Here is a 20,383-nt window from a genome sequence, read left to right on the forward strand (position 1 = left end):
AAGTCGGTTCCGGTTCGTCGAGCCCGTGCTGCGGTATTCCCCGACAGTAATGAACGGCTCGACGCGTCCACCATTGACGTTGGAGGCACAGCACTCGATGAGCAGCACGACTGAAGCCGCCCCCGCACAGGCGGGGCGCACACGGTCGCTTTACCGGGGGGACCCCGGCATGTGGTCCTGGGTTCTACACCGGATCACCGGCGTGGCGACCTTCTTCTTCCTATTCGTCCACGTCCTGGACACGGCACTCGTCCGGGTCAATCCCGAGACCTATGACAGCGTCATCGAGACCTACAAGAACCCCATCGTCGGTCTCATGGAACTCGGTCTCGTCGCGATGGTGCTCTACCACGCGCTGAACGGTCTGCGGGTCATGCTCATCGACTTCTGGTCCAAGGGCCCGAAGTACCAGCGAGTGATGCTCTGGACCATTCTCGCGATCTGGTTCGTGGTGATGATCCCCGCGGCCGGACGCATCTTCTACAACATGTTTGCGGGGCACTGACATGACCGAAGCAAAGACCCTGGGCACCTCGCACGACCGCCCCGCGAGCCTGGACAATCCGCGCTCGCCGCGTCGCGTCTCGAACAACAACTTCGAGCTCTACGCGTGGCTGTTCATGCGCCTCTCCGGCCTCGCCCTGATCATTCTGGTGCTCGGTCACCTGTTCATCATGCTGATGCTCGACGACGGCGTGCACCGCATCAACTTCGCGTTCGTCGCGGGTCGCTGGTCCAGCCCGTTCTGGCAGATCTGGGATCTGTCGATGCTCTGGCTTGCGCAGTTGCACGGCGGTAACGGCCTGCGCACCGTCATCGCGGACTACGCACGCAAGGACTCCACCCGTTTCTGGCTCAACACGATTCTGCTCGTGTCGATGATCCTGATCATGGGCCTGGGTACCTACGTGATCTTCACCTTCGACCCCAACATCACCGCGAGCTAGGGGAGCTAGAACTCCATGCAGGAACATCGTTACGACGTAGTCATCGTCGGCGCCGGCGGCGCCGGCATGCGCGCGGCCATCGAAGCCGGTCCCCGCGCCCGCACCGCGGTACTCACCAAGCTCTACCCGACGCGCAGCCACACCGGCGCAGCCCAGGGCGGCATGTGCGCAGCCCTCGCGAACGTCGAGGAAGACAACTGGGAATGGCACACCTTCGACACCGTCAAGGGCGGCGACTACCTCGCCGACCAGGACGCGGTCGAGATCATGGCGAAGGAAGCCATCGACGCGGTGCTCGACCTGGAAAAGATGGGTCTGCCCTTCAACCGCACCCCCGAAGGCAAGATCGACCAGCGCCGGTTCGGTGGCCACACGCGCGATCACGGCAAGGCTCCGGTTCGCCGCGCCTGCTACGCCGCCGACCGCACCGGCCACATGATCCTCCAGACGCTCTACCAGAACTGCGTCAAGCACGACGTCGAGTTCTACAACGAGTTCTACGCGCTCGACATCGCCCTCACGGAGACACCGGACGGCCCCGTCGCGACCGGCGTGATCGCGTACGAGATGTCCACCGGCGAGATCCACGTTTTCCACGCCAAGTCGATCGTGTTCGCCACGGGCGGCTCGGGCCGGATGTACAAGACGACCTCCAACGCGCACACCCTCACCGGTGACGGCATGGGCATCATCTTCCGCAAGGGCCTGCCGCTCGAGGACATGGAGTTCCACCAGTTCCATCCGACGGGCCTCGCGGGCCTGGGCATCCTTATCTCGGAAGCAGTCCGAGGCGAGGGCGGCATCCTCCGCAACGCCGACGGTGAGCGGTTCATGGAGCGCTACGCGCCCACCATCAAGGACCTCGCGCCCCGCGACATCGTCGCCCGGTCGATGGTCCTCGAGGTGCTCGAGGGTCGCGGTGCCGGACCGAACAAGGATTACGTCTACATCGACGTGACCCACCTCGGTGAGGACGTTCTCGAGGAGAAGCTCCCCGACATCACCGAGTTCGCGCGGACCTACCTCGGCGTCGACCCGGTCACCGAACTGGTCCCCGTGTACCCGACGTGCCACTACGTGATGGGCGGCATCCCCACCAACGTCGACGGTGAGGTTCTGCGCAACAGCACCGACGTCGTCAAGGGCCTCTACGCCGCCGGCGAATGCGCCTGCGTGTCCGTCCACGGCGCCAACCGTCTCGGCACCAACTCCCTGCTCGACATCAACGTGTTCGGCCGTCGCGCCGGTATCGCAGCTGCCGAGTACGCGAACAGCCACGAGTTCGCCGAGCTGCCCGAGGCCCCGACGAAGTACGTCGACGAGTGGCTCGACCGGATCCTGCACGCCGGCGGCAAGGAACGCGTCGTCGACATCCGCAGCGACCTGCAGCAGACGATGGACAACAACGCGTCGGTGTTCCGCACCGAGGAAACCCTCACCCGGGCGCTCGACGACATCCACGAGCTGAAGAAGCGCTACAAGGAAATCACCGTCCACGACAAGGGCAAGCGCTACAACAGCGACCTGCTCGAGGCGGTCGAACTCGGCTTCCTTCTGGAAATGGCCGAGGTCACCGTGGTCGGTGCTCTCAACCGCAAGGAGTCCCGCGGCGGTCACGCTCGCGAGGACTACCCGAACCGCGACGACGCCAATTACATGAAGCACACGATGGCGTACAAAGTAGGTGAGGACCTTATCTCCGATATCCGCCTGGACTACAAGCCAGTGGTCCAGACACGGTACGAGCCGATGGAGCGGAAGTACTGATGACAACTGTCGAAAGAATCAACGACACCGCCGCCGCGGATCTGCCTCCTGTTCCCGAGGGCGCCGTGATGGTCACGCTCAAGATCGCACGGTTCAACCCGGAGGACGACAAGGGCCAGCACTGGGATTCGTTCCAGGTGCCTGCGCTCCCCACGGACCGGATGCTCAACCTGCTGCTGTACGTGAAGGGCTACCTCGACGGCACCCTGACGTTCCGTCGTAGCTGCGCACACGGCGTCTGCGGCTCCGACGCGATGCGGATCAACGGCGTCAACCGCCTGGCGTGCAAGATCCTGATGAAGGACATGCTCCCCAAGGACGGCAAGCCGGTCACCATCACCGTCGAGCCCATCCGCGGCCTGCCGGTCGAGAAGGATCTGATCGTCGACATGGAACCCTTCTTCGACGCGTTCCGCGCCGTGAAGCCGTTCCTCATCACGACGGGCAACGAGCCGACCCGCGAGCGCATCCAGTCGCAGGCCGACCGTGCGCGGTTCGACGACACCACCAAGTGCATCCTCTGCGCCTGCTGCACCACGTCGTGCCCGGTGTACTGGAGCGACGGCAGCTACTTCGGTCCCGCTGCCATCGTCAACGCTCACCGCTTCATCTTCGACTCGCGTGACGAAGGTGCTGCCGAGCGTCTGGACATCCTCAACGACAAGGAAGGTGTGTGGCGTTGCCGCACCACCTTCAACTGCACCGACGCCTGCCCTCGTGGCATCCAGGTGACGAAGGCGATCCAGGAAGTCAAGCGCGCGCTGATGTTCGCTCGCTGACACGCACACACCGCGCAGCGCGGGTCCGGCCCCTCGGGGACGGGCCCGCGCTGCCGTCTGTCCGTGCGTCGCAGACGCGCCCGCACCCTCACGTGCAACGTCGGCGCGTCTCCGGGATCACTTGCGGCGCAGGCGCGCCGCCGCGAGAACACCACCGAGGACGCCGGCCCCGAAGATCGCCACACCGCGTCGCGCATCGAGCCCCTCGTGGACCTCGAGTCGCGGCGAGATGAATGCGGACTCGGGTGGGGGACGGTGTGCCAGCGCGAGATTCGCGCGTGACGATGCCGCGAGAGCGGTGCAGAACAGAATCAGGCGCGCGGTGAGATTGGCGAACACGAGCAGGCCGAGGATCGGACCGAACGCGACACCGGCAGGCCCGACCAGCACCCTCTCGAGGTAGAGCGAACCGGCCTGCTTGAGAAGCTCGAATCCGATTCCGGCGAGCGTTCCGGCGAAGATCGCGCTGCGGAAGGCAACGGGTTCGCGCGGCAGCCGCGCGATCACCCAGGTGAACACAGCCGCGGTCGCGGCGATCGAGAAGAGCAGCGCCGCGATGCGCAGCGCCACTCCGATACCGACGATGTTCTGCAGGTTGAGCACCTCGACCACCCGGCGCATGATCGGGCCGCTGCTGACCGCGGACAAGCCCAGCGACACCACCATCGCCAGGGCCAGACCGAGAAGCGCCGCACCGTCCTTGAGCTTGACGATCACGAAGTTCGGTTTGTCCCGGGCGTAGTCCCACATCGCCGTCAGGGCGTCCCGGAGATTCGACATCCACGCGAGCCCGGCGTACACCGCGGTAAGTGAGCCGATGAGACCCACCGTGCTGCGCGCGTTGATAGCGGAGTCGATCAGGTCCTGGACTGTGCCGCCGAGTTCTCCCGGGATGTTCTGAGCGATGACGTCGCGAACGTCGTCGAGCAACTCGGGACGCCCGGCGAGCACGAAACCGACGAGAGAGAACCCGACCATGATGATCGGGACGATCGCGAGCACCGTGAAATACGTCAGTCCGGCGGCGTAGTAGTCACCTTTCTGGCTCTGATAACGGTCGGCTGCCCGCATCAGCCGGTCGAACGAAGGATGTGCGGCGCGCTGACGCTCGAGAAAACTCGGCTTCTTGTCGCCGTCCGGCTCGCCGGCCATCAAGGCACTCCTTCATCTACTTTCGGGGCAGGAATCCCACCCTGTCATAGACCTGAGCCAGCGTGCGGGACGCAACCTCTCGCGCACGATCCGCGCCGTGATCGAGGATGCGGAGCAGTTCCGCCTCGTCGCTCAGGTACTCGTCCACGCGCGCGCGAATGGGAGTGACGAACTCGGTGAGCACCTCGGCGGTGTCGGCCTTGAGATCGCCGTAACCCTTGCCCTCGTAACCCGCGACGAGGTCGTCGATGCTCCGCCCGGACAGGGCCGATTGGATCGTGAGCAGGTTCGAGACGCCCGGCTTGGTCTCACGATCGAACCGGATTTCGCGCTCGTTGTCGGTCACCGCCGAGCGGATCTTCTTCGCGGACACCTTCGGATCGTCGAGAAGATTGATCAGGCCGGCGTCGGTCGCGGCGGACTTGCTCATCTTCGAGGTCGGGTCCTGCAGGTCGTAGATCTTGGCGGTTTCCTTGACGATCATCGGCTCGGGTACGACGAAGGTCTTGCCGAAACGGGAGTTGAACCGCTGAGCGAGGTCGCGCGTGAGTTCGAGGTGCTGGCGCTGATCCTCGCCCACCGGAACGTGGCTGGCGCGGTAGAGCAGGATGTCGGCGGCCATCAGAATCGGGTACGTGAACAACCCGACGCCCGCGTGGTCGGTGCCCTGCTTGGCAGCCTTGTCCTTGAACTGCGTCATTCTCGAGGCTTCACCGAACCCGGTGATACAGCTCAGAACCCACGACAGTTCGGCGTGCTCGGGCACCTGGCTCTGCACGAACAGCACGGACTTCTCCGGGTCGATCCCGATGGCGAGCAACTGTGCGGCGGAGACGAGGACGCGCTTGCGGAGAAGCTTGGGTTCGTAGGGAACGGTGATCGCGTGCAGATCCGGGATGAAGTAGAACGCGTCGTTCTCGTCCTGCGCGGGAACCCACTGCGCCAGCGCACCGAGAAAGTTCCCGAGGTGGAACGAATCCGAGGTGGGCTGGATGCCGGACAGCACGCGGGGGCGTGCCTTCGGCTTCGTGGTGTTCGAATCTGCGGTGCTCGACATGTGCTCGATAATTTCACGAATCGGTTTCGGTGATGCCACCGAGGTCCGCCTGCGCTCCTGCGATGCGTCAGGGGTGCGTCAGCCGAGCGTCGAGGGTTCGTCGGAGAGCGTCAGGAGAAGGTCACCGTCACGGGTGCGTGATCCGACCAGCGGTCGGCGTATGTTGCGGCACGTTCCACTCGGGCATCGGTCACGCGCGCGGCCAGGGCCGCGGTCACGAGGTGATAGTCGATCCGCCACCCCGCGTCGGTGTCGAAGGCTTTACCGCGGTACGACCACCACGAGTACGGCCCGGGCACGTCGCCGTGCACGTCGCGGACCACATCCCGCCACCCGGCGTCGAGCAACTCGGCCACCCAGGCTCGCTCGCCCGGAAGGAAGCCCGATTTCTTGACGTTGCCCTTCCAGTTCTTGATGTCGCGCTCCGTGGGGGCGATGTTCCAGTCCCCGCACACGACCATGTCCCTGCCCTGGGCCGTCACGGCCGCCGACCGCTCCGCCAGGTAGGCCCCGAAGCCCTTCATGAAGCGCTCCTTGTCGTCCTGCTTGGGCGTCTGCGCCTCCCCGGTGGGCAGGTAGAGGCTGCCCACGGTCACGGCACCGAAATCCGCTTCGATGTACCTGCCCGCCGCCGAGAACTCCTCGGCGTCGAATCCCACACGCACCGCGTCGGCCGGGATGCGGGAAAGAATCGCCACACCCGCACGTCCCTTGGCCGACGATTCGGCTCCGACACAGTGCCAGCCGGATTCCAGCGCGGGCGCGATCGCGGCGTGGAACTGCTGCTCGGTGGCGCGCACCTCCTGCAGGCACACGATGTCGGCTGCCGTCCCGGCCAACCAGTCCAGCAGGCCTTTGCCGGCGGCAGCGCGGACGCCGTTGACATTCACGGTGGTGATGATGAGCGACACGGCGGTCACCGTATCCGACATGTCGGACGAGTCCGACGCACGGCGTCCTCGTTCGTGGCTCCCGCCACGCCCCGACGAACCCCGCGACCAGACACACGGGTGGCAGGAACAGCCTGCCCGACACGACACGGGACGCCCCGAAGGGCGTCCCGTGTCTGTGCTGCCTAACCGGAGAGCAGGATCAGGCGCGAGCCTTCTGCAGGTTCTCGTCGAGCGCGCCGAGGAACTCCTCGGTGGTGAGCCAGGCCTGCTCGGGGCCGACCAGCAGAGCGAGGTCCTTGGTCATCTGGCCGTTCTCGACGGTCTTGATGACGACGTCCTCGAGCTGCTGCGCGAACTCGATCACCTCGGGGGTGTTGTCGAGCTTGCCACGGTGCTCGAGACCGCGGGTCCAGGCGAAGATCGACGCGATCGGGTTCGTCGACGTCGGCTTGCCCTGCTGATGCTGGCGGAAGTGGCGGGTCACGGTGCCGTGTGCGGCCTCCGCCTCGACGGTCTTGCCGTCCGGGGTCATCAGGACCGACGTCATCAGGCCGAGCGAGCCGTAGCCCTGCGCGACGGTGTCGGACTGGACGTCGCCGTCGTAGTTCTTGCACGCCCAGACGTATCCACCCTCCCACTTGAGCGAGGAGGCGACCATGTCGTCGATGAGGCGGTGCTCGTAGGTCAGGCCCGCGGCGTCGAACTCTGCCTTGAACTCTTCCTCGTAGATGCGCTGGAACTCGTCCTTGAACATGCCGTCGTAGGCCTTGAGGATCGTGTTCTTCGTCGACAGGTACACGGGGTAGTTGCGCTGCAGACCATACGACAGTGATGCGCGCGCGAAGTCCTGGATGGACTTCTTGTAGTTGTACATACCCATGACGACCCCGCCGTCGTCGGGGATCTGGCACACCTCGTGCTGGATCGGCTCGCTGCCGTCCTCCGGGGTGAAGGTGATCGTCACGGTGCCCGGACGGTCGACCTTGAAGTCGGTGGCGCGGTACTGATCACCGAATGCGTGGCGGCCGACGATGACGGGCTTGGTCCAGCCCGGCACCAGGCGCGGCACGTTCGAGATGATGATCGGCGCGCGGAAAATGGTGCCGCCGAGGATGTTACGGATGGTGCCGTTGGGCGAACGCCACATCTTCTTCAGGCCGAATTCTTCGACCCGCGCCTCGTCCGGCGTGATCGTCGCGCACTTGACGCCGACGTTGTGCTTCTTGATGGCGTTGGCCGCGTCGATGGTCACCTGATCGTCGGTGGCATCGCGGTGCTCCACACCGAGGTCGTAATATTCGAGATCCACGTCCAGGTACGGATGGATCAGCTTGTCTTTGATGAACTGCCAGATAATGCGGGTCATCTCGTCGCCGTCGAGTTCGACGACTTTACCCTCAACTTTGATCTTGGACATGTGCGCTTCTTGTCCTCCTAGGACGTTTACTTGGTCCCCAATCGACTGTGCTTTGTGAGCGCAGTCGCCATCGGCTCGGTACGAGCGAGCATGGCCCTGTCCCGCGTACTGACAGCGACCAAACAAGACAAGCGTACTGCTATCCGACGCGTCCGCAAAGCGGCAATACCGCCCTCGACTACTACCGACCGGTAACCTTGCCGCTGGTCACAGCCGCTGCGGGACCCCATGCCCCTTCGCGCGCGAGAGTCGCTAGACTTTCGGCGAGGTCATGAGTGCCAGCGCGAAGCCCCGGCTTGCTGGCCGGCAACCCTCCAGCCAGGGTGGGGTGCTCCGGGTGAGGACACGGTCGTCGGAAGGCCGACGGCAAGCCGGTTTCGGGAGGGTGAGATGACGAGCGAACAGCTCCTGCTCCGCGCCCTCCCCCAGGGTTCGAAGGACATGATGAGCGACACCCAGTACATCTTCCCCCCGAGCGGCCGGGCCGTCGAGTCGATCACGCTTGCCCGTGGCGCCTCGTTCTCTCCCCACGCCGAGGCGGTCACGCCTTGACCACAGACACGGACACGCAGCCGGCGCACGTCGAACTGCCGCCCGCCGACGGACGCCTGCAAAAGATCCGCATCGGCTCCCTGAAGCTCGAGAGCGGCGAGTCGCTTCCGGACGTCACGATCGCGGTTCAGCGATGGGGTGCGCTCTCTGCTGCCCGCGACAACGTCGTCCTCATCGAGCACGCCCTGACAGGTGATTCGCATGTGACCGGCCAGGCCGGTCCGGATCATCCGTCGCCGGGCTGGTGGTCGGGAATGGTCGGTCCCGGAGCCCCGCTCGACACCGATCGGTGGTGCGTGATCTCCACCAACGTGCTCGGCGGCTGCCGCGGCACCACCGGCCCGGGAAGCCTCGCACCCGACGGCACGGCCTGGGGTTCACGGTTCCCCCAGATCACCGTGCGCGATCAGGTCGCCGCCGAAGCCGCACTGCTCGACGCGCTCGGCATCGACACCCTCGCCGCTGTGACCGGCGGCTCCATGGGCGGTATGCGCACACTCGAGTGGATCGTCACCCACCCCGACCGGGTACGCGCTGCCCTCGTGCTCGCGACCGGCGCACGCGCGACCGCCGACCAGATCGGCATGCAGAGCACGCAGATCGCCGCGATCACCGCGGATCCGGACTGGCAGGGAGGCGACTACTACGGCACCGGCCGCATCCCCGCGACCGGTCTCGGCATCGCCCGCCGCATCGCGCACCTGACCTACCGCACCGAACTCGAACTCGATGCCCGGTTCGCGAACCACCCGCAGGACGGCGAGGACCCGTGGCGCGGGGGGCGGTACTCGGTGGAGGGGTACCTCGAGCATCAGGCCGACAAGCTCGTGGCACGGTTCGATCCGGGCACCTACGTCGTGCTGTCCGAAGTGATGAACCGGCACGACGTAGGCCGCGGCCGCGGTGGCGTCGACGCTGCGCTCGCTTCAACTCCCGTGAAGACCATCGTCGCCGGCGTCGACTCGGACCGCCTGTATCCGCTGCGGTTACAGCAGGAGATCGCGGACGGGCTCCCGGGAGCCGACCGACTGCGCGTCCTCGTCTCCCGCAACGGCCACGACGGCTTCCTCACCGAAGCGGAAGCCGTGGCGAAACTCCTCGACGAATTGATGGTGCTGGCGCAGGGCTGACCGCGGCCCTACCGGGCGGACGGCAGGAACGCCGTCGAACCCGACAGATCGCCCGGCCGATCCTCGCGCGGCGCCACCAGGCCGCGTCGCTCGAGGATCGGCCGCACATCCTCACCGAACCGATATGCCTCTTCGAGGTGGGGATACCCGGAGAACACGAAGTGGTCGAGCCCGACCGCCGCGTACTCGGCGATCCGATCGGCGACCTCCTCGTGTGAGCCGACCAGCGCCGTGCCCGCGCCACCCCGAACCAAGCCGACACCGGTCCACAGGTTCGGCGACACCTCGAGACTGCGCGCGTCGCGGCCCGCGGAGTAGGCGGCCCCTCCCCCGTGCAGTTCCACCATCCGCCGTTGCCCTTCCGATCCCGAGCGGGCCAGACTCTGCTGCGCCTTCTCGATCGTCGCGGGATCGAGTTGCGAGAGCAGCCGGTCGGCCTCTGCCCACGCCTGTTCCGACGTGTCCCGGCTGATGACGTGCAGCCGGATGCCGTAGTCGAGGGTGCGTCCCTGGATGTCGGCCAGCCCACGGATCCAGGCGATCTTGTCGGCGACCGCGCTCGGCGGCTCACCCCAGGTGAGGTAGGTGTCGCAGTACCTCGACGCGACGGTTCCCGCGGCGGGAGAAGACCCGCCGAAGAACAACGGCGGTGCCGGGTCGGGAATGCGCTGAAGCTGTGCGTTCTCGACCTTGATGTAGTCGCCGTCGAAGTCGACCGGTCCGTTGCCGGCCCACAGCCGGCGGAGAACGTCGAGATACTCGCCGCACCGCGCATAGCGCTGGTTCTTGTCGAGAAAGTCGCCGAAGGTGCGCTGCTCGTGATCTTCACCGCCGGTGACCACGTTGAGGAGCAGCCGGCCCCGTGATTGCCATTGGAAGGTCGCGGCCATCTGGGCGGCGAGGGTCGGGGAGATGAGCCCGGGACGTAACGCGACGAGGAACTTGAGAGTGTCCGTGGTGTCGATCATCATCGCCGTGGTCAGCCACGCGTCTTCGCACCACGCTCCGGTCGGCGTGAGCACCGATTCGAACCCGCTGGACTCGGCAGCGGCTCCGATCTGGTTCAGATAGCGCAGGGTTGCGGGACGATCTCCCGCCATCGAGCTTCCGTGACCTCCTGCCATGAGATTCCGGGAGTCCCCGTAGGTGGGCAGAAACCAGTGCAGATGCAAAGACACGCGACATCCTCGGGTCGACGGCAGGCATGAAACGGAGCTCAGTACATCAGGGCTCCGCGGTGTGGAGCGACAGTTGGAATCAGCGTGAGCAGAACCGGTGCGGTGCAGTCCCGGTGGTGGTTAGCGTCGCCGGGTTGCAGACCTCTACAGACGGATCGAGCCCATGACCACGCTGTCCCAGCCCACTCCCGCGCCCGGGATCGAATCGGATCCGGAGCGCCGCAAACGCCTGCGCACCGTCGTCGCGGCCAGTCTGCTCGGCACCACCGTGGAGTGGTACGACTTCTTCCTCTACGCGACCGCCGCGAGCCTGGTGTTCAACCAGCTTTTCTTCCCCGACCAGAGTTCCTTCGTCGGAACGATGCTCGCGTTCGCCACCTTCGCGGTGGGCTTCCTGGTGCGACCGATCGGCGGCGTCGTCTTCGGCCATATCGGCGACCGCATCGGCCGCAAGAAGACACTCGCGCTCACGATGTTCATCATGGGCATCGCCACGGCCCTGATGGGAATTCTGCCGACCCACGAGCAGGTGGGAGTTCTCGCACCGGTCCTGCTGCTGGTGCTGCGCATCCTGCAGGGCTTCGCCCTGGGCGGCGAATGGGCCGGCGCGGTGCTGCTCGCCGTGGAGCACAGTCCGGAAAAGAAGCGGGGCCTGTTCGGGAGCATTCCGCAGGTCGGTCTGGCCCTGGGTCTCGCACTGGGCACCGGGGTCTTCGCAGCACTACAGGTGATCTTCGACGACGAGCAGTTCCTGGCGTACGGATGGCGCATCGCCTTCCTTCTCAGTCTTGTTCTCGTCGTCGTGGGGTTCGTCGTCCGGCTCAAGGTCGACGAGACCCCCGCGTTCCGTGAGGTCCAAGACCTCGCGAAGAGGTCGGCGGCGCCACTGTTGGACGTCTTCCGGCCGGCGGTCCGCCGCGGCACGGTTCTGGGTCTGCTCTCGAGATGGGGCGAAGGTGCCGCCTTCAACACGTGGGGCGTGTTCGCGATCGCCTACGCCACCAAGGATCTGAACTTCGAGAAGGTGCCGGTGCTGCTGGTGGTCACCGTGGCCGCGCTCGTGATGGCTGCGCTGCTGCCGCTGTCGGGCCTGCTGGTGGACAGGTTCGGCGCGAAACGGATCTACCTCATCGGCATCGCGGCCTACGGCGTCGCCGTGTTCCCCGCGTTCGGGCTTTTCGGAACGAACAGCCTCGTCTGGTTCGCGGTCGCCATGGTCGTAGTCTTCGGCATCGTCCACGCCCTCTTCTACGGCGCGCAGGGAACTCTGTATGCGAGCCTGTACCCCGCGGAAATCCGGTACACGGGATTGTCGGTGGTCTACCAGTTCTCCGGCATCTACGCGTCGGGCGTCACCCCCATGATCCTGACCGCGCTCATCGCCGTCGGCGGCGGCAGCCCCTGGATCGCATGCGCCTACCTCGTCGGGACAGCCGCGGTCAGCGTCATCGCGACCGCCCTGATCCGTAAGCAGGATCTGCACCTCTGAACCGGGGGCTGCGGGCGGGATACCGCCCGGCCCACCCGCAGCCGGCTATCCGGTGCCGAGCGGATCGATGGACGCCGCGAGCGCGACGATGACCCCTCCGACGACGAGGAGCGCCCCCACGTCGAAGCCCTTGCTGCGCACCGCGAGTACACCGACCCGACTGTCGTCGAGAACCCACCGCAGCAGCCCCGCAAGGATCGTGGCACCCCCGAAGACGAACGCGCCGCGCCGCCACCGGTCTGCGAGAACGAGCGCCACCGCGATCGCGATCACCAGAGTGACGGCAATGAGCGGCAGATTCAGACGTGCGAACCGCAAGGCCCGGCCCATGACTGTGTGCCCGTGCCCGGTCAGCGCGCCGCGAGTTGCTCTGCCCGCTCCACCACGTTGGTGAGCAGGAAGGCGCGGGTGAGCGGTCCGACGCCGCCGGGGTTCGGGGAGACGAAACCCGCGACCTCGCGCACATCGTCGGCGACGTCGCCGCGCAGCCCGTCCGGAGTGCGCGAGACGCCCACATCCAGGACTGCCGCGCCCGGCTTGACCATGTCGGCGGTGACGAGTCCGGGTACGCCGGCCGCCGCAATCACGATGTCGGCCCGGCGCACCTCCGCGGCGAGGTCCCGGGTGCCGGTGTGGCACAGCGTGACGGTGGCGTTCTCGCTGCGGCGCGTGAACAGCAGCCCGATCGGGCGGCCGACGGTGACACCGCGGCCCACGACCGTCACGTGCGATCCCGCGATCGGCACGTCGTAGCGTCGCAGGAGGTGCAGGATTCCTCGCGGCGTGCAGGGCAGCGCCGCCTCTTTGCCGAGGACCAGACGACCGAGATTGATCGGATGCAGCCCGTCGGCGTCCTTGTCTGCGTCGATCCGCTCGAGGGCAGCGTTCTCGTCGAGGTGCCGGGGCAACGGCAACTGCACGATGTATCCGGTGCAGGCCGGATCCGCATTGAGCTCGTCGATCGCCTGCTCGAGCTGTTCCTGGGTGATGTCGGCGGGCAGGTCCTTGCGGATCGACGTGATGCCGACCTTCGCGCAGTCGTTGTGCTTGCCCCGCACGTACGCTGCCGATCCCGGGTCGTCGCCCACGAGGATGGTGCCGAGGCCGGGCGTGATGCCCTGCTCCCTCAGCACGGCCACTCGTGCCTTCAGGTCCTCGAAAATCTCGTCGCGGGTTGCTTTGCCGTCCAGGATCGTCGCAGTCACGGTTCCATTGTTCCAGGCGACTGCGCGCCGCGGATCGTCAGCCCGCGTGCGCGGGTCGCGGTCTGCCGATTCCGGTTGCCGTCCGCCGTGTAGGGCCCGGGGCGGGGTCATGTCATGAGCGGTGCCCGGCTTACCTACTGTTGCCGCCTCGGGGCTGTTGCAGCGTGAGCAGGCCCGGCAGAACTCGGGCCGGATACTCCCGGGCGACTCCATTCCGGAACATCCACCGGCACCACCGCGGTGTCACTTGTCAGCGTGCGCGCCAAGGGGTTGTTGCGCGGCCGACACGGATCGGAACAAAACCGCAAGATGTTGCTTTCGCACAACAACATTCGATGACGGAGCGTGCGCGAAATGGACACAACCGGTCCACCACCATCAACACAGCTCGGCAGTCTGTCATTCGAACCCATTGACGTAGAAGACTTTTCACAACCTTGCCGCGGCATCGAGACCGCCGGGCCACATCTGCCGTCGCGAACCTCGCCGAAGCCGATACACAATCAGTAACGGATTGTCGTGTGCGCGCGACAATCCCGTTGACACACAACCGAAAACAGGAGGCACACCATGGGCTCGGTCGAAATCTTGCAATGGATCGGCGACGGGTACGTCGCAGGAGAGCCGATACAGTCCGCGCTCTTCACCGCTATTGCTTTCCTCGGGATGCCGTTCGCGGTGATCCACCTCCTGCTGGGGGGATCCTTCTAGTCGGCAGCGCATGTGCTCACCGTCCGGCGACATCCGTCTTCTGCGGGCACTCGGAGGGGTCGCGCCCCGGCCACCATCGGGGCGCGACCTCCCAGGCCCAGGGCGTTTACCGTCGTGGTGCTATCTTTCTCTGGTTATGTTCAGAGTGATGTTCCACGAACCACGCATTCCGCCCAACACCGGCAACGCCATTCGGATGGTTGCCGCGACGGGTGCCGAACTGCACCTCGTGGAACCACTCGGGTTCGACCTCTCGGAGCCGAAACTGCGCCGGGCGGGTCTCGACTACCACGACCTCGCGTCGGTCACGGTTCACGCCGATCTTGCTGCCGCGTGGGAGGCTCTGCGCCCCGAGCGCGTGTACGCCTTCACCGCTCACGGCACCACCGGTTACGCAGAGATCGAGTACCGGCCGGGCGACGTGCTGCTGTTCGGACCGGAGCCGACGGGGCTCTCGGAAGAGGTCCTGTCCGACCCGCACATCACCGCGCAGGTCCGCATCCCGATGCTGCCGGGCCGGCGCTCGCTGAACCTGTCGAACGCCGCCGCGGTGGTCAGTTACGAAGCCTGGCGCCAGAACGGCTTTGAAGGCGCTGTCTGATTCGCTTCAATCGCGATACGGGAGCGGCCGTGCAAAAGTTCAAATTGATCTTTTGATCGCACACAGGCAGAACGCGCCTTTGCTGGTGATGCCTTACGCGTCATCGCACCGGCGATACCACGTCGCCGCTGCGGACACGGTCAAACCCATCAGAGCCAGATACCGCACACTGCGCCCCCACCTCGCGTTGCCACCGGAAGATCCACGACGCCCGCCGCCACGGCAAGATAATCGGTGTGTACGACTCAGAACCCGCTCGGTGCACCGGGTGCACCTGGGCTCAGGGTCTCCGGAATCCGCCACTCCCAGCTGATGTCCTTTCCCAACATGTCCAGGTAAATGCTCTTGGTTCCGATCGGGATGTCAAAAGCGTATGTGCCTCGATAAGTTGACGCCGGCGCCAACGGCTCGTTGAACCCGTCGTCGTCGAGTTCGTCGCAGTTGAGCGCCGCGGTGCTGATCAGGCTGGTCAGCACGGCCCCATCCGGCCCAATCCCCTTCCAGTTACCCGCTTTCAAGCTGCGGTCGGCCATCTGTTTGACGCTGCGGTTACCTGCACCGGTGACCGCTTCCGTATAGGTCGACGACGTGACGGCCTCGACGTCGACGAACAGGTAATGCCCATTCGGGGTGATCTGCCAGAAACCCGTGCATCCCGAATTCATTCGAGGGTTGGTCAGTGTGAACGTAAAGGCAGGTTCACCACTGGCGTTGTCGTGGAGGCCGGCGGACTCGCCAAAGTTCTTGTCAATTCGCCCTTGTGCATTGCGGGGCAGCCCGACGGTCGTCGATTCTGTTGACGCATTGCCTGTACCAGCTCCTGTCGTGTCGGAATCATCGTCAGCGACGCATCCCGTAAGAAGCAAGACCGATATCAGCGCTGGCACTACTCGAATCTTCACGACCACACCTCCTGAGGGTGCGCCGACCAGTCGATGTGGCCGACCGACCATCTCGGCAGGATATCGCAGGCGGGAGCGCCAGGTGGGACAACGAGACGTCAGAACTCCTCGAGTCAATGGTCATGTCTCTTGAACACCAGGAGAACGATCGGGGCCTATGCATCACTCCGCTTCAGCGATTTCTCCCCAGATTTGATACACCAACTTTCGTTCGGAAGCCGGATTCCCCCAAAAGGCTTCCCCTACTTCCCCAGTCGATTGCGAGACTACAAGCGCGGCCAGGGAGGGTTCGTCCCGACGGCTACAATCCTCGGACAGTAGGTCCAGTATGCGTCCCAAGCCGTTAGTCGCGTGCGGCAAATCCAGTGCCTTTATGAGCGCCGAATAAGAGATAGTCCCGCGGGAGCGCGCAACTTCGATCAGCAATGGACGCATATCGGCCAAGGTGGCTACATCGAGTTCGGAAACCGTAAGAATCCGGCCCTTCGGTGCGATCTTCTCGCCGAGGGAGAGGTGAAGGCTCATATCGGGATCATTCCCGAGATGAGCCGTTGGCACCAGAGATGAGACGAGTGCGGGTCACGATTCCGGATGCGTAGCGGAGTTCTGGAGCCGCAGTTGATCGAAGAGAATCGCGACGTTCGGCGCCTCGCAAAGCGGTTCGACGTCGACTACCGCGAATTCTGCGGCGGTCACGACAACGTTCATTGGCGCGACGGGTTGGTCGCGGGAGCCGCAGCACTCCTCGGCACCGCTGCCGCTCACTGAGTGCTGCGGCCCCGCGGCCGCTGCCGCTTACTCGCCGCTCTCGGTGGGCCTGCCCGAACGCGCCCACCCGTCGGTGCCCGCGGCGACGGACACCGCGTCGATTCCCCGGCCCGCGAGATAGTTCGCGGCCTGGAGGCTGCGTCCGCCGACGGCGCAGATCACGTACACGGTCCCGGTCGTGGGAATCTCGTCGATGCGGGCGACGAACTCACTGAGCGGGATATTGGTGACGCCGGGCACCCGCACCTGGGCGTATTCGTCGCGTTCGCGTACATCGATGACGGGTGCTCCGTCGGCGAGTGCGGTCTCGAAGGCAACCAGGTCGACCTCACGCATCGGTGTGGGTCCTCTCGATCAAGGGTTTCGTCGGGTACTCCGGACGAGCATCGCAGGCGCATGACGAGCCACGCGACCAGGTTGACGATTCCGGGGGCACACGATCGGGAACGTCCCCACGGTAGCGCGACCCCTCAGGTCACCCTCCATGCACCCGATACAGGCCACCGACAGTCGGGGGCATCACTGGAAGTCGCGCGACTTGCCCGGCATCCGCAGGTCCAAAGGTTCCAGGTGGTCGGCGAGCAGCGTCACCACGCCGTCGGCGTTCTGGAGTCGCCCCCGGACGAGTAACGCCGAGGCGGTGTGGGCGAGGGTGCGGTACCGCGCCCACAGCCCGACCGAACACACCACGTTCACCATGCCGGTTTCGTCCTCCAGGTTGAGGAAGGTGACGCCTGCGGCCGTTGCGGGTCGCTGCCGGTGCGTCACCGCCCCTCCGACGAGCACCCTCGTTCCGTCCGGCACGTCGAGCAGTCGCGACGCCGGAACCACGCCGAGCGCGTCGAGCCGTGCACGCAGGAACTGCGTCGGGTAACTGTCCGGGGACACCCCCGTGGCCCAGACATCGGCGGCGGCCAGCTCGAGGGCGCTCATGCCCGGCAGTGCCGGCGCCACGGCGGTCGCCCCCACACCGGGCAGTCGCCCCGGGCGCTGAGTGGCAGCGGGGGCAGCAGCCCACAGCGCCTCACGCCGGGTGACGCCGAACCCGCCGAGCGCTCCGGCGGTCGCGAGTGCCTCGGCCTGCGCAGTGGTGAATTCGATACGCGCGGTGAGGTCCAGGAACGAGGTGTACGGGCCGTGTTCCTGCCGTTCGGTGACGATCCGTTCGGCAAGGTCTTCGCCGATGTGCCGCACCGACGCAAGACCGAGCCGCACTTCCTTCCCCGCGTTCTCCACCGTCGCCTGCGCGAGGCTCGCACCGATGTCGGGACCGTGCACGATCACCCCGTGCCGGCGTGCGTCGGCGACGAGCGACTGCGGAGAGTAGAAGCCCATCGGCTGCGCCCGGAGCAGACCCGCACAGAATGCGGCGGGATGATGCAGTTTGAACCAGGCGGAATAGAAGACGAGCGACGCGAAACTCTGCGAATGGCTTTCGGGGAAACCGAAATTCGCGAACGCATGCAGTTTCTCGTAGATGCCGTCGGCGACGGCGCCGGTGATGCCGTGCAACTCGCGCATCCCGTCGTAGAGGCGGTCGCGCAGGCGCTCCATCTTCTCGGGCGATCGCTTCGATCCCATCGCCCGTCGCAACTGATCGGCCTCGGCTGCGCTGAACCCGGCGGCATCGACTGCCATCTGCATCAACTGTTCCTGGAACAGCGGGACACCGAGGGTGCGTTCGAGCGACTTCTCGAGACACGGATGGTCGTAGGTGACCGGTTCGAGTCCGTTGCGACGGCGGATGTACGGATGCACGGACCCGCCCTGGATGGGTCCGGGCCGGATGAGCGCCACTTCGATGACGAGGTCGTAGAAGTTCCGGGGTTTCAGACGCGGCAAGGTTGCCATCTGCGCGCGTGACTCCACCTGGAACACACCCACCGAGTCGGCGCGGCGCAGCATCTCGTACACGCCGTCCTCGGTCAGGTCGAGTTGCGCGAGATCGACCCGGACACCTTCATGTTCGGCGACGAGATCGATCATGTAATGCAGCGCGGAGAGCATTCCCAGTCCGAGTAGGTCGAACTTCACGAGTCCCGCGGCGGCACAATCGTCCTTGTCCCATTGCAGGACGGTGCGGCCCGGCATTCGCGCCCATTCGACAGGGCACACATCGGAGACGGGCCGGTCGCAGATCACCATGCCGCCCGAATGGATTCCGAGATGTCGTGGCAGGCCTTCGATCTGCTCGGCGAGATCGAGAACGGCAGTGGGGATGTCTGCGTCGGTTTCGACGCTCACCCCTCCCCATCTGCTGATCTGTTTGCTCCACGCATCCTGCTGCCCCTGCGAGTAACCGAGCGCGCGCGCCATGTCGCGAACCGCCGACCTTCCGCGGTAGGTGATGACGTTGGCGACCTGCGCGGCGTGGGTCCGGCCGTATTTCGCATAGACGTGCTGGATCGCTTCTTCGCGCCGATCGGATTCGATGTCGAGGTCGATATCGGGAGGTCCGTCGCGCTCCGGTGACAGGAACCGTTCGAACAGTAGTCGGTTGCGCACGGGGTCGACGTTGGTGATGCCGATGGCGTAACAGACAGCAGAGTTGGCAGCCGAACCTCTTCCCTGGCAAAGGATGTCGTTGTCCCTGCAGAACTCGACGATGTCGTGGACGACCAGGAAGTAACCGGGAAAGCCGAGACTGCCGATGATGCCGAGTTCGTGCTCGATCTGCCGGTACGCATCCCGGTTGTGCTCGACCGGTCCGTACCGGCGGAGTGCGCCCGCGTAGGTGAGGGCACGCAGCCACGTGAACTCCGTGTGCCCGTCGGGCACGTCGAACGGAGGTAGCTTCGGGGCGATGAGCCGCAGGTCGAAAGCACATTCGCGGCCGAGTTCCGCCGCGGTGTGCACGGCACCGGGAAAGGCCGTGAACAGCCGGGCCATCTCGGCTCCGGAGCGGAGATGGCCGCCACCGGCGGGAGGGAGGCGACTCGCTGCGTCGTCGAGGCTCTGTCGATCGGATATGGCCGCCATGGCCATGGCGAGTCGTCGGCGCTCCGGCCGGGCGAAGTGTGCGGCGGTACCGGCGACAGACGAAATTCCGTGGCGCTCCGCGAGTCCGAACAGTGCGACATTGCGTTCGTAATCGTCGGGAGTTCCCTGCCACGTGAGCTCGACGGTGACGCGGTCGGGCCCGAACCGGTCGACGAGATCGAGCAGAGCCGCTTCGGCGGCTCCCGGACCACCGTTGTCGAGGGCACGGCGCACGTGTCCGTTACGGCACCCGGTGAGGATCTGCCAGTGGCCGCCCGCCGCATCGGTGAGCGCGTCGTAGTCGTAACGAGGTTCGTTCTTCTCCCCTCCGACCAGGTGTGCATCGGCGATCTGCCGAGACAACCGGCGGTACCCTTCCTGTCCGCGGGCGAGCACCAGCAGATGCGCATCGTCGAGCGTCAACTCCGCACCGAACACCGTCCGCATATCGAGTTCCCGCGCGGCTTCGGCGAAGCGCACGGCGCCGTACAGGCCGTCGTGATCGGTGATCGCGAGAGCCTCGAGGCCGAGACACACCGCTTCTTCGACCAGTTCCTCCGGGGTCGAGGCGCCGTCGAGGAAGCTGAACGCCGAGTGCGTGTGCAACTCGGCGTACGGCACCACCGGGCCGTCGGGTGGCCGGGCCCGACTTTCGTACTCGCCTCGGGTGCGGCTCCACGCCGGGCTGTCGTTGCCGTCGCCGGGGTGGACGAGATCGCGGCGGGATGCGCCGGACGGAGGCCTGCCGGACAGGACACGCTCCATCTCCGACCAGGTCGGCGGGCCGTTTCCCCATCCCATTCCGCACCTCCAACTGCACGTATTCACCACAATTATCGCACGTATGTTCGATAGT

General features: G+C 65.7%; 21 protein-coding genes and 1 riboswitch. Of the genes, 10 read left to right on the top strand and 11 right to left on the bottom strand.

Translation table 11 applies throughout. The features are described 5' to 3' along the window. The first annotated feature begins 97 nt into the window (after positions 1-97). Genes sdhC through ACFWBU_RS04870 form a run of 4 tightly spaced genes read left to right on the top strand, consistent with a single transcriptional unit; the run spans position 98 to position 3,493 of the window. A complete protein-coding gene (gene sdhC / locus ACFWBU_RS04855; RefSeq protein WP_169619874.1) occupies positions 98-505 on the top strand; it encodes a succinate dehydrogenase, cytochrome b556 subunit in 408 nt (135 codons plus the stop codon). A gap of 1 nt (position 506) precedes the next feature. Then, positions 507-947, top strand: a complete 441-nt coding sequence (locus ACFWBU_RS04860; protein WP_169619875.1) for a succinate dehydrogenase hydrophobic membrane anchor subunit — start codon at positions 507-509, stop codon at positions 945-947. A 15-nt stretch (positions 948-962) separates the two neighbouring features. After that, a complete protein-coding gene (gene sdhA, locus ACFWBU_RS04865) occupies positions 963-2,714 on the top strand; it encodes a succinate dehydrogenase flavoprotein subunit (protein ID WP_169619876.1) in 1,752 nt (583 codons plus the stop codon). After that, positions 2,714-3,493 (top strand): succinate dehydrogenase iron-sulfur subunit, encoded by a 780-nt coding sequence (locus tag ACFWBU_RS04870; RefSeq protein WP_169619877.1) that lies wholly within the window; start codon positions 2,714-2,716, stop codon positions 3,491-3,493. Before sdhA ends, ACFWBU_RS04870 begins: the two co-directional genes overlap by 1 nt. A 117-nt stretch (positions 3,494-3,610) precedes the next feature. Here the strand turns inward: ACFWBU_RS04870 and yhjD are convergent, their stop codons facing one another. The 4 genes from yhjD to ACFWBU_RS04890 form a co-directional block, all read right to left on the bottom strand. Next, positions 3,611-4,645: an inner membrane protein YhjD gene (gene yhjD, locus ACFWBU_RS04875; protein ID WP_378527665.1), complete on the bottom strand. Its 1,035-nt coding sequence runs from the start codon at positions 4,643-4,645 to the stop codon at positions 3,611-3,613. A 16-nt stretch (positions 4,646-4,661) separates the two neighbouring features. Beyond that, positions 4,662-5,702 (bottom strand): tryptophan--tRNA ligase, encoded by a 1,041-nt coding sequence (trpS, locus tag ACFWBU_RS04880; RefSeq protein WP_296548979.1) that lies wholly within the window; start codon positions 5,700-5,702, stop codon positions 4,662-4,664. Between the two features lie 110 nt (positions 5,703-5,812). After that, positions 5,813-6,634, bottom strand: coding sequence for an exodeoxyribonuclease III (locus ACFWBU_RS04885; RefSeq protein ID WP_378527666.1), 822 nt, complete (start codon positions 6,632-6,634; stop codon positions 5,813-5,815). Between the two features lie 160 nt (positions 6,635-6,794). Further along, on the bottom strand, positions 6,795-8,012 hold the full coding sequence (locus ACFWBU_RS04890; protein WP_169619881.1) for an NADP-dependent isocitrate dehydrogenase: 1,218 nt from the start codon (positions 8,010-8,012) through the stop codon (positions 6,795-6,797). 267 nt (positions 8,013-8,279) lie between these two features. Further along, positions 8,280-8,391, top strand: a riboswitch (SAM riboswitch). Positions 8,392-8,402: 11 nt separating this feature from the next. On the opposite strand from ACFWBU_RS04890, the gene ACFWBU_RS04895 reads away from it, so the two are divergent. Both ACFWBU_RS04895 and ACFWBU_RS04900 read left to right on the top strand, forming a co-directional pair. After that, positions 8,403-8,564, top strand: a complete 162-nt coding sequence (locus tag ACFWBU_RS04895; RefSeq protein ID WP_169619882.1) for a hypothetical protein — start codon at positions 8,403-8,405, stop codon at positions 8,562-8,564. Further along, entirely contained in the window at positions 8,561-9,694 is a 1,134-nt protein-coding gene (locus ACFWBU_RS04900) for a homoserine O-acetyltransferase (RefSeq protein ID WP_240951970.1), read from the top strand. Before ACFWBU_RS04895 ends, ACFWBU_RS04900 begins: the two co-directional genes overlap by 4 nt. An 8-nt stretch (positions 9,695-9,702) precedes the next feature. Here the strand turns inward: ACFWBU_RS04900 and ACFWBU_RS04905 are convergent, their stop codons facing one another. Beyond that, positions 9,703-10,872: an LLM class flavin-dependent oxidoreductase gene (locus ACFWBU_RS04905; RefSeq protein ID WP_378527668.1), complete on the bottom strand. Its 1,170-nt coding sequence runs from the start codon at positions 10,870-10,872 to the stop codon at positions 9,703-9,705. A 163-nt stretch (positions 10,873-11,035) separates the two neighbouring features. Here ACFWBU_RS04905 and ACFWBU_RS04910 point away from each other — a divergent pair, with 163 nt between their 5' ends. Further along, positions 11,036-12,361 carry an MFS transporter gene (locus tag ACFWBU_RS04910; RefSeq protein WP_169619884.1) on the top strand — a complete coding sequence of 442 codons (1,326 nt, stop codon included), beginning with the start codon at positions 11,036-11,038 and terminating at the stop codon, positions 12,359-12,361. A gap of 45 nt (positions 12,362-12,406) precedes the next feature. On the opposite strand, the gene ACFWBU_RS04915 is transcribed toward ACFWBU_RS04910, so the two are convergent. Beyond that, positions 12,407-12,691, bottom strand: a complete 285-nt coding sequence (locus ACFWBU_RS04915; RefSeq protein WP_169619885.1) for a DUF3017 domain-containing protein — start codon at positions 12,689-12,691, stop codon at positions 12,407-12,409. Positions 12,692-12,711: 20 nt separating this feature from the next. Further along, entirely contained in the window at positions 12,712-13,566 is an 855-nt protein-coding gene (locus ACFWBU_RS04920; protein ID WP_169619886.1) for a bifunctional methylenetetrahydrofolate dehydrogenase/methenyltetrahydrofolate cyclohydrolase, read from the bottom strand. A gap of 570 nt (positions 13,567-14,136) precedes the next feature. On the opposite strand from ACFWBU_RS04920, the gene ACFWBU_RS04925 reads away from it, so the two are divergent. Together ACFWBU_RS04925 and ACFWBU_RS04930 are read left to right on the top strand one after the other, a co-directional pair. Further along, positions 14,137-14,277, top strand: coding sequence for a hypothetical protein (locus ACFWBU_RS04925; RefSeq protein ID WP_169619887.1), 141 nt, complete (start codon positions 14,137-14,139; stop codon positions 14,275-14,277). 136 nt (positions 14,278-14,413) lie between these two features. Further along, complete coding sequence (locus ACFWBU_RS04930) at positions 14,414-14,878, top strand: tRNA (cytidine(34)-2'-O)-methyltransferase (protein WP_378527669.1); 465 nt, start codon at positions 14,414-14,416, stop codon at positions 14,876-14,878. 245 nt (positions 14,879-15,123) lie between these two features. Here ACFWBU_RS04930 and ACFWBU_RS04935 read toward each other — a convergent pair whose 3' ends face one another. Together ACFWBU_RS04935 and ACFWBU_RS04940 are read right to left on the bottom strand one after the other, a co-directional pair. Next, positions 15,124-15,780 (bottom strand): hypothetical protein, encoded by a 657-nt coding sequence (locus ACFWBU_RS04935; protein WP_378527670.1) that lies wholly within the window; start codon positions 15,778-15,780, stop codon positions 15,124-15,126. A 162-nt stretch (positions 15,781-15,942) separates the two neighbouring features. Then, a complete protein-coding gene (locus tag ACFWBU_RS04940; RefSeq protein ID WP_378527671.1) occupies positions 15,943-16,305 on the bottom strand; it encodes a hypothetical protein in 363 nt (120 codons plus the stop codon). A gap of 66 nt (positions 16,306-16,371) precedes the next feature. Here ACFWBU_RS04940 and ACFWBU_RS04945 point away from each other — a divergent pair, with 66 nt between their 5' ends. Continuing rightward, positions 16,372-16,548: a hypothetical protein gene (locus ACFWBU_RS04945; RefSeq protein ID WP_378527672.1), complete on the top strand. Its 177-nt coding sequence runs from the start codon at positions 16,372-16,374 to the stop codon at positions 16,546-16,548. Positions 16,549-16,575: 27 nt separating this feature from the next. Here the strand turns inward: ACFWBU_RS04945 and ACFWBU_RS04950 are convergent, their stop codons facing one another. After that, the gene (locus ACFWBU_RS04950; RefSeq protein ID WP_169619890.1) at positions 16,576-16,884 is read right to left on the bottom strand and encodes a rhodanese-like domain-containing protein; all 309 of its coding nucleotides are present in this window, start codon (positions 16,882-16,884) and stop codon (positions 16,576-16,578) included. Between the two features lie 183 nt (positions 16,885-17,067). Beyond that, positions 17,068-20,328: an error-prone DNA polymerase gene (locus ACFWBU_RS04955; RefSeq protein ID WP_378527673.1), complete on the bottom strand. Its 3,261-nt coding sequence runs from the start codon at positions 20,326-20,328 to the stop codon at positions 17,068-17,070. Positions 20,329-20,383 lie beyond the last annotated feature (55 nt).

The sequence above is a fragment of the Rhodococcus sp. NPDC060084 genome, assembly GCF_042730335.1.
Classification (GTDB): Bacteria; Actinomycetota; Actinomycetes; order Mycobacteriales; family Mycobacteriaceae; genus Rhodococcus.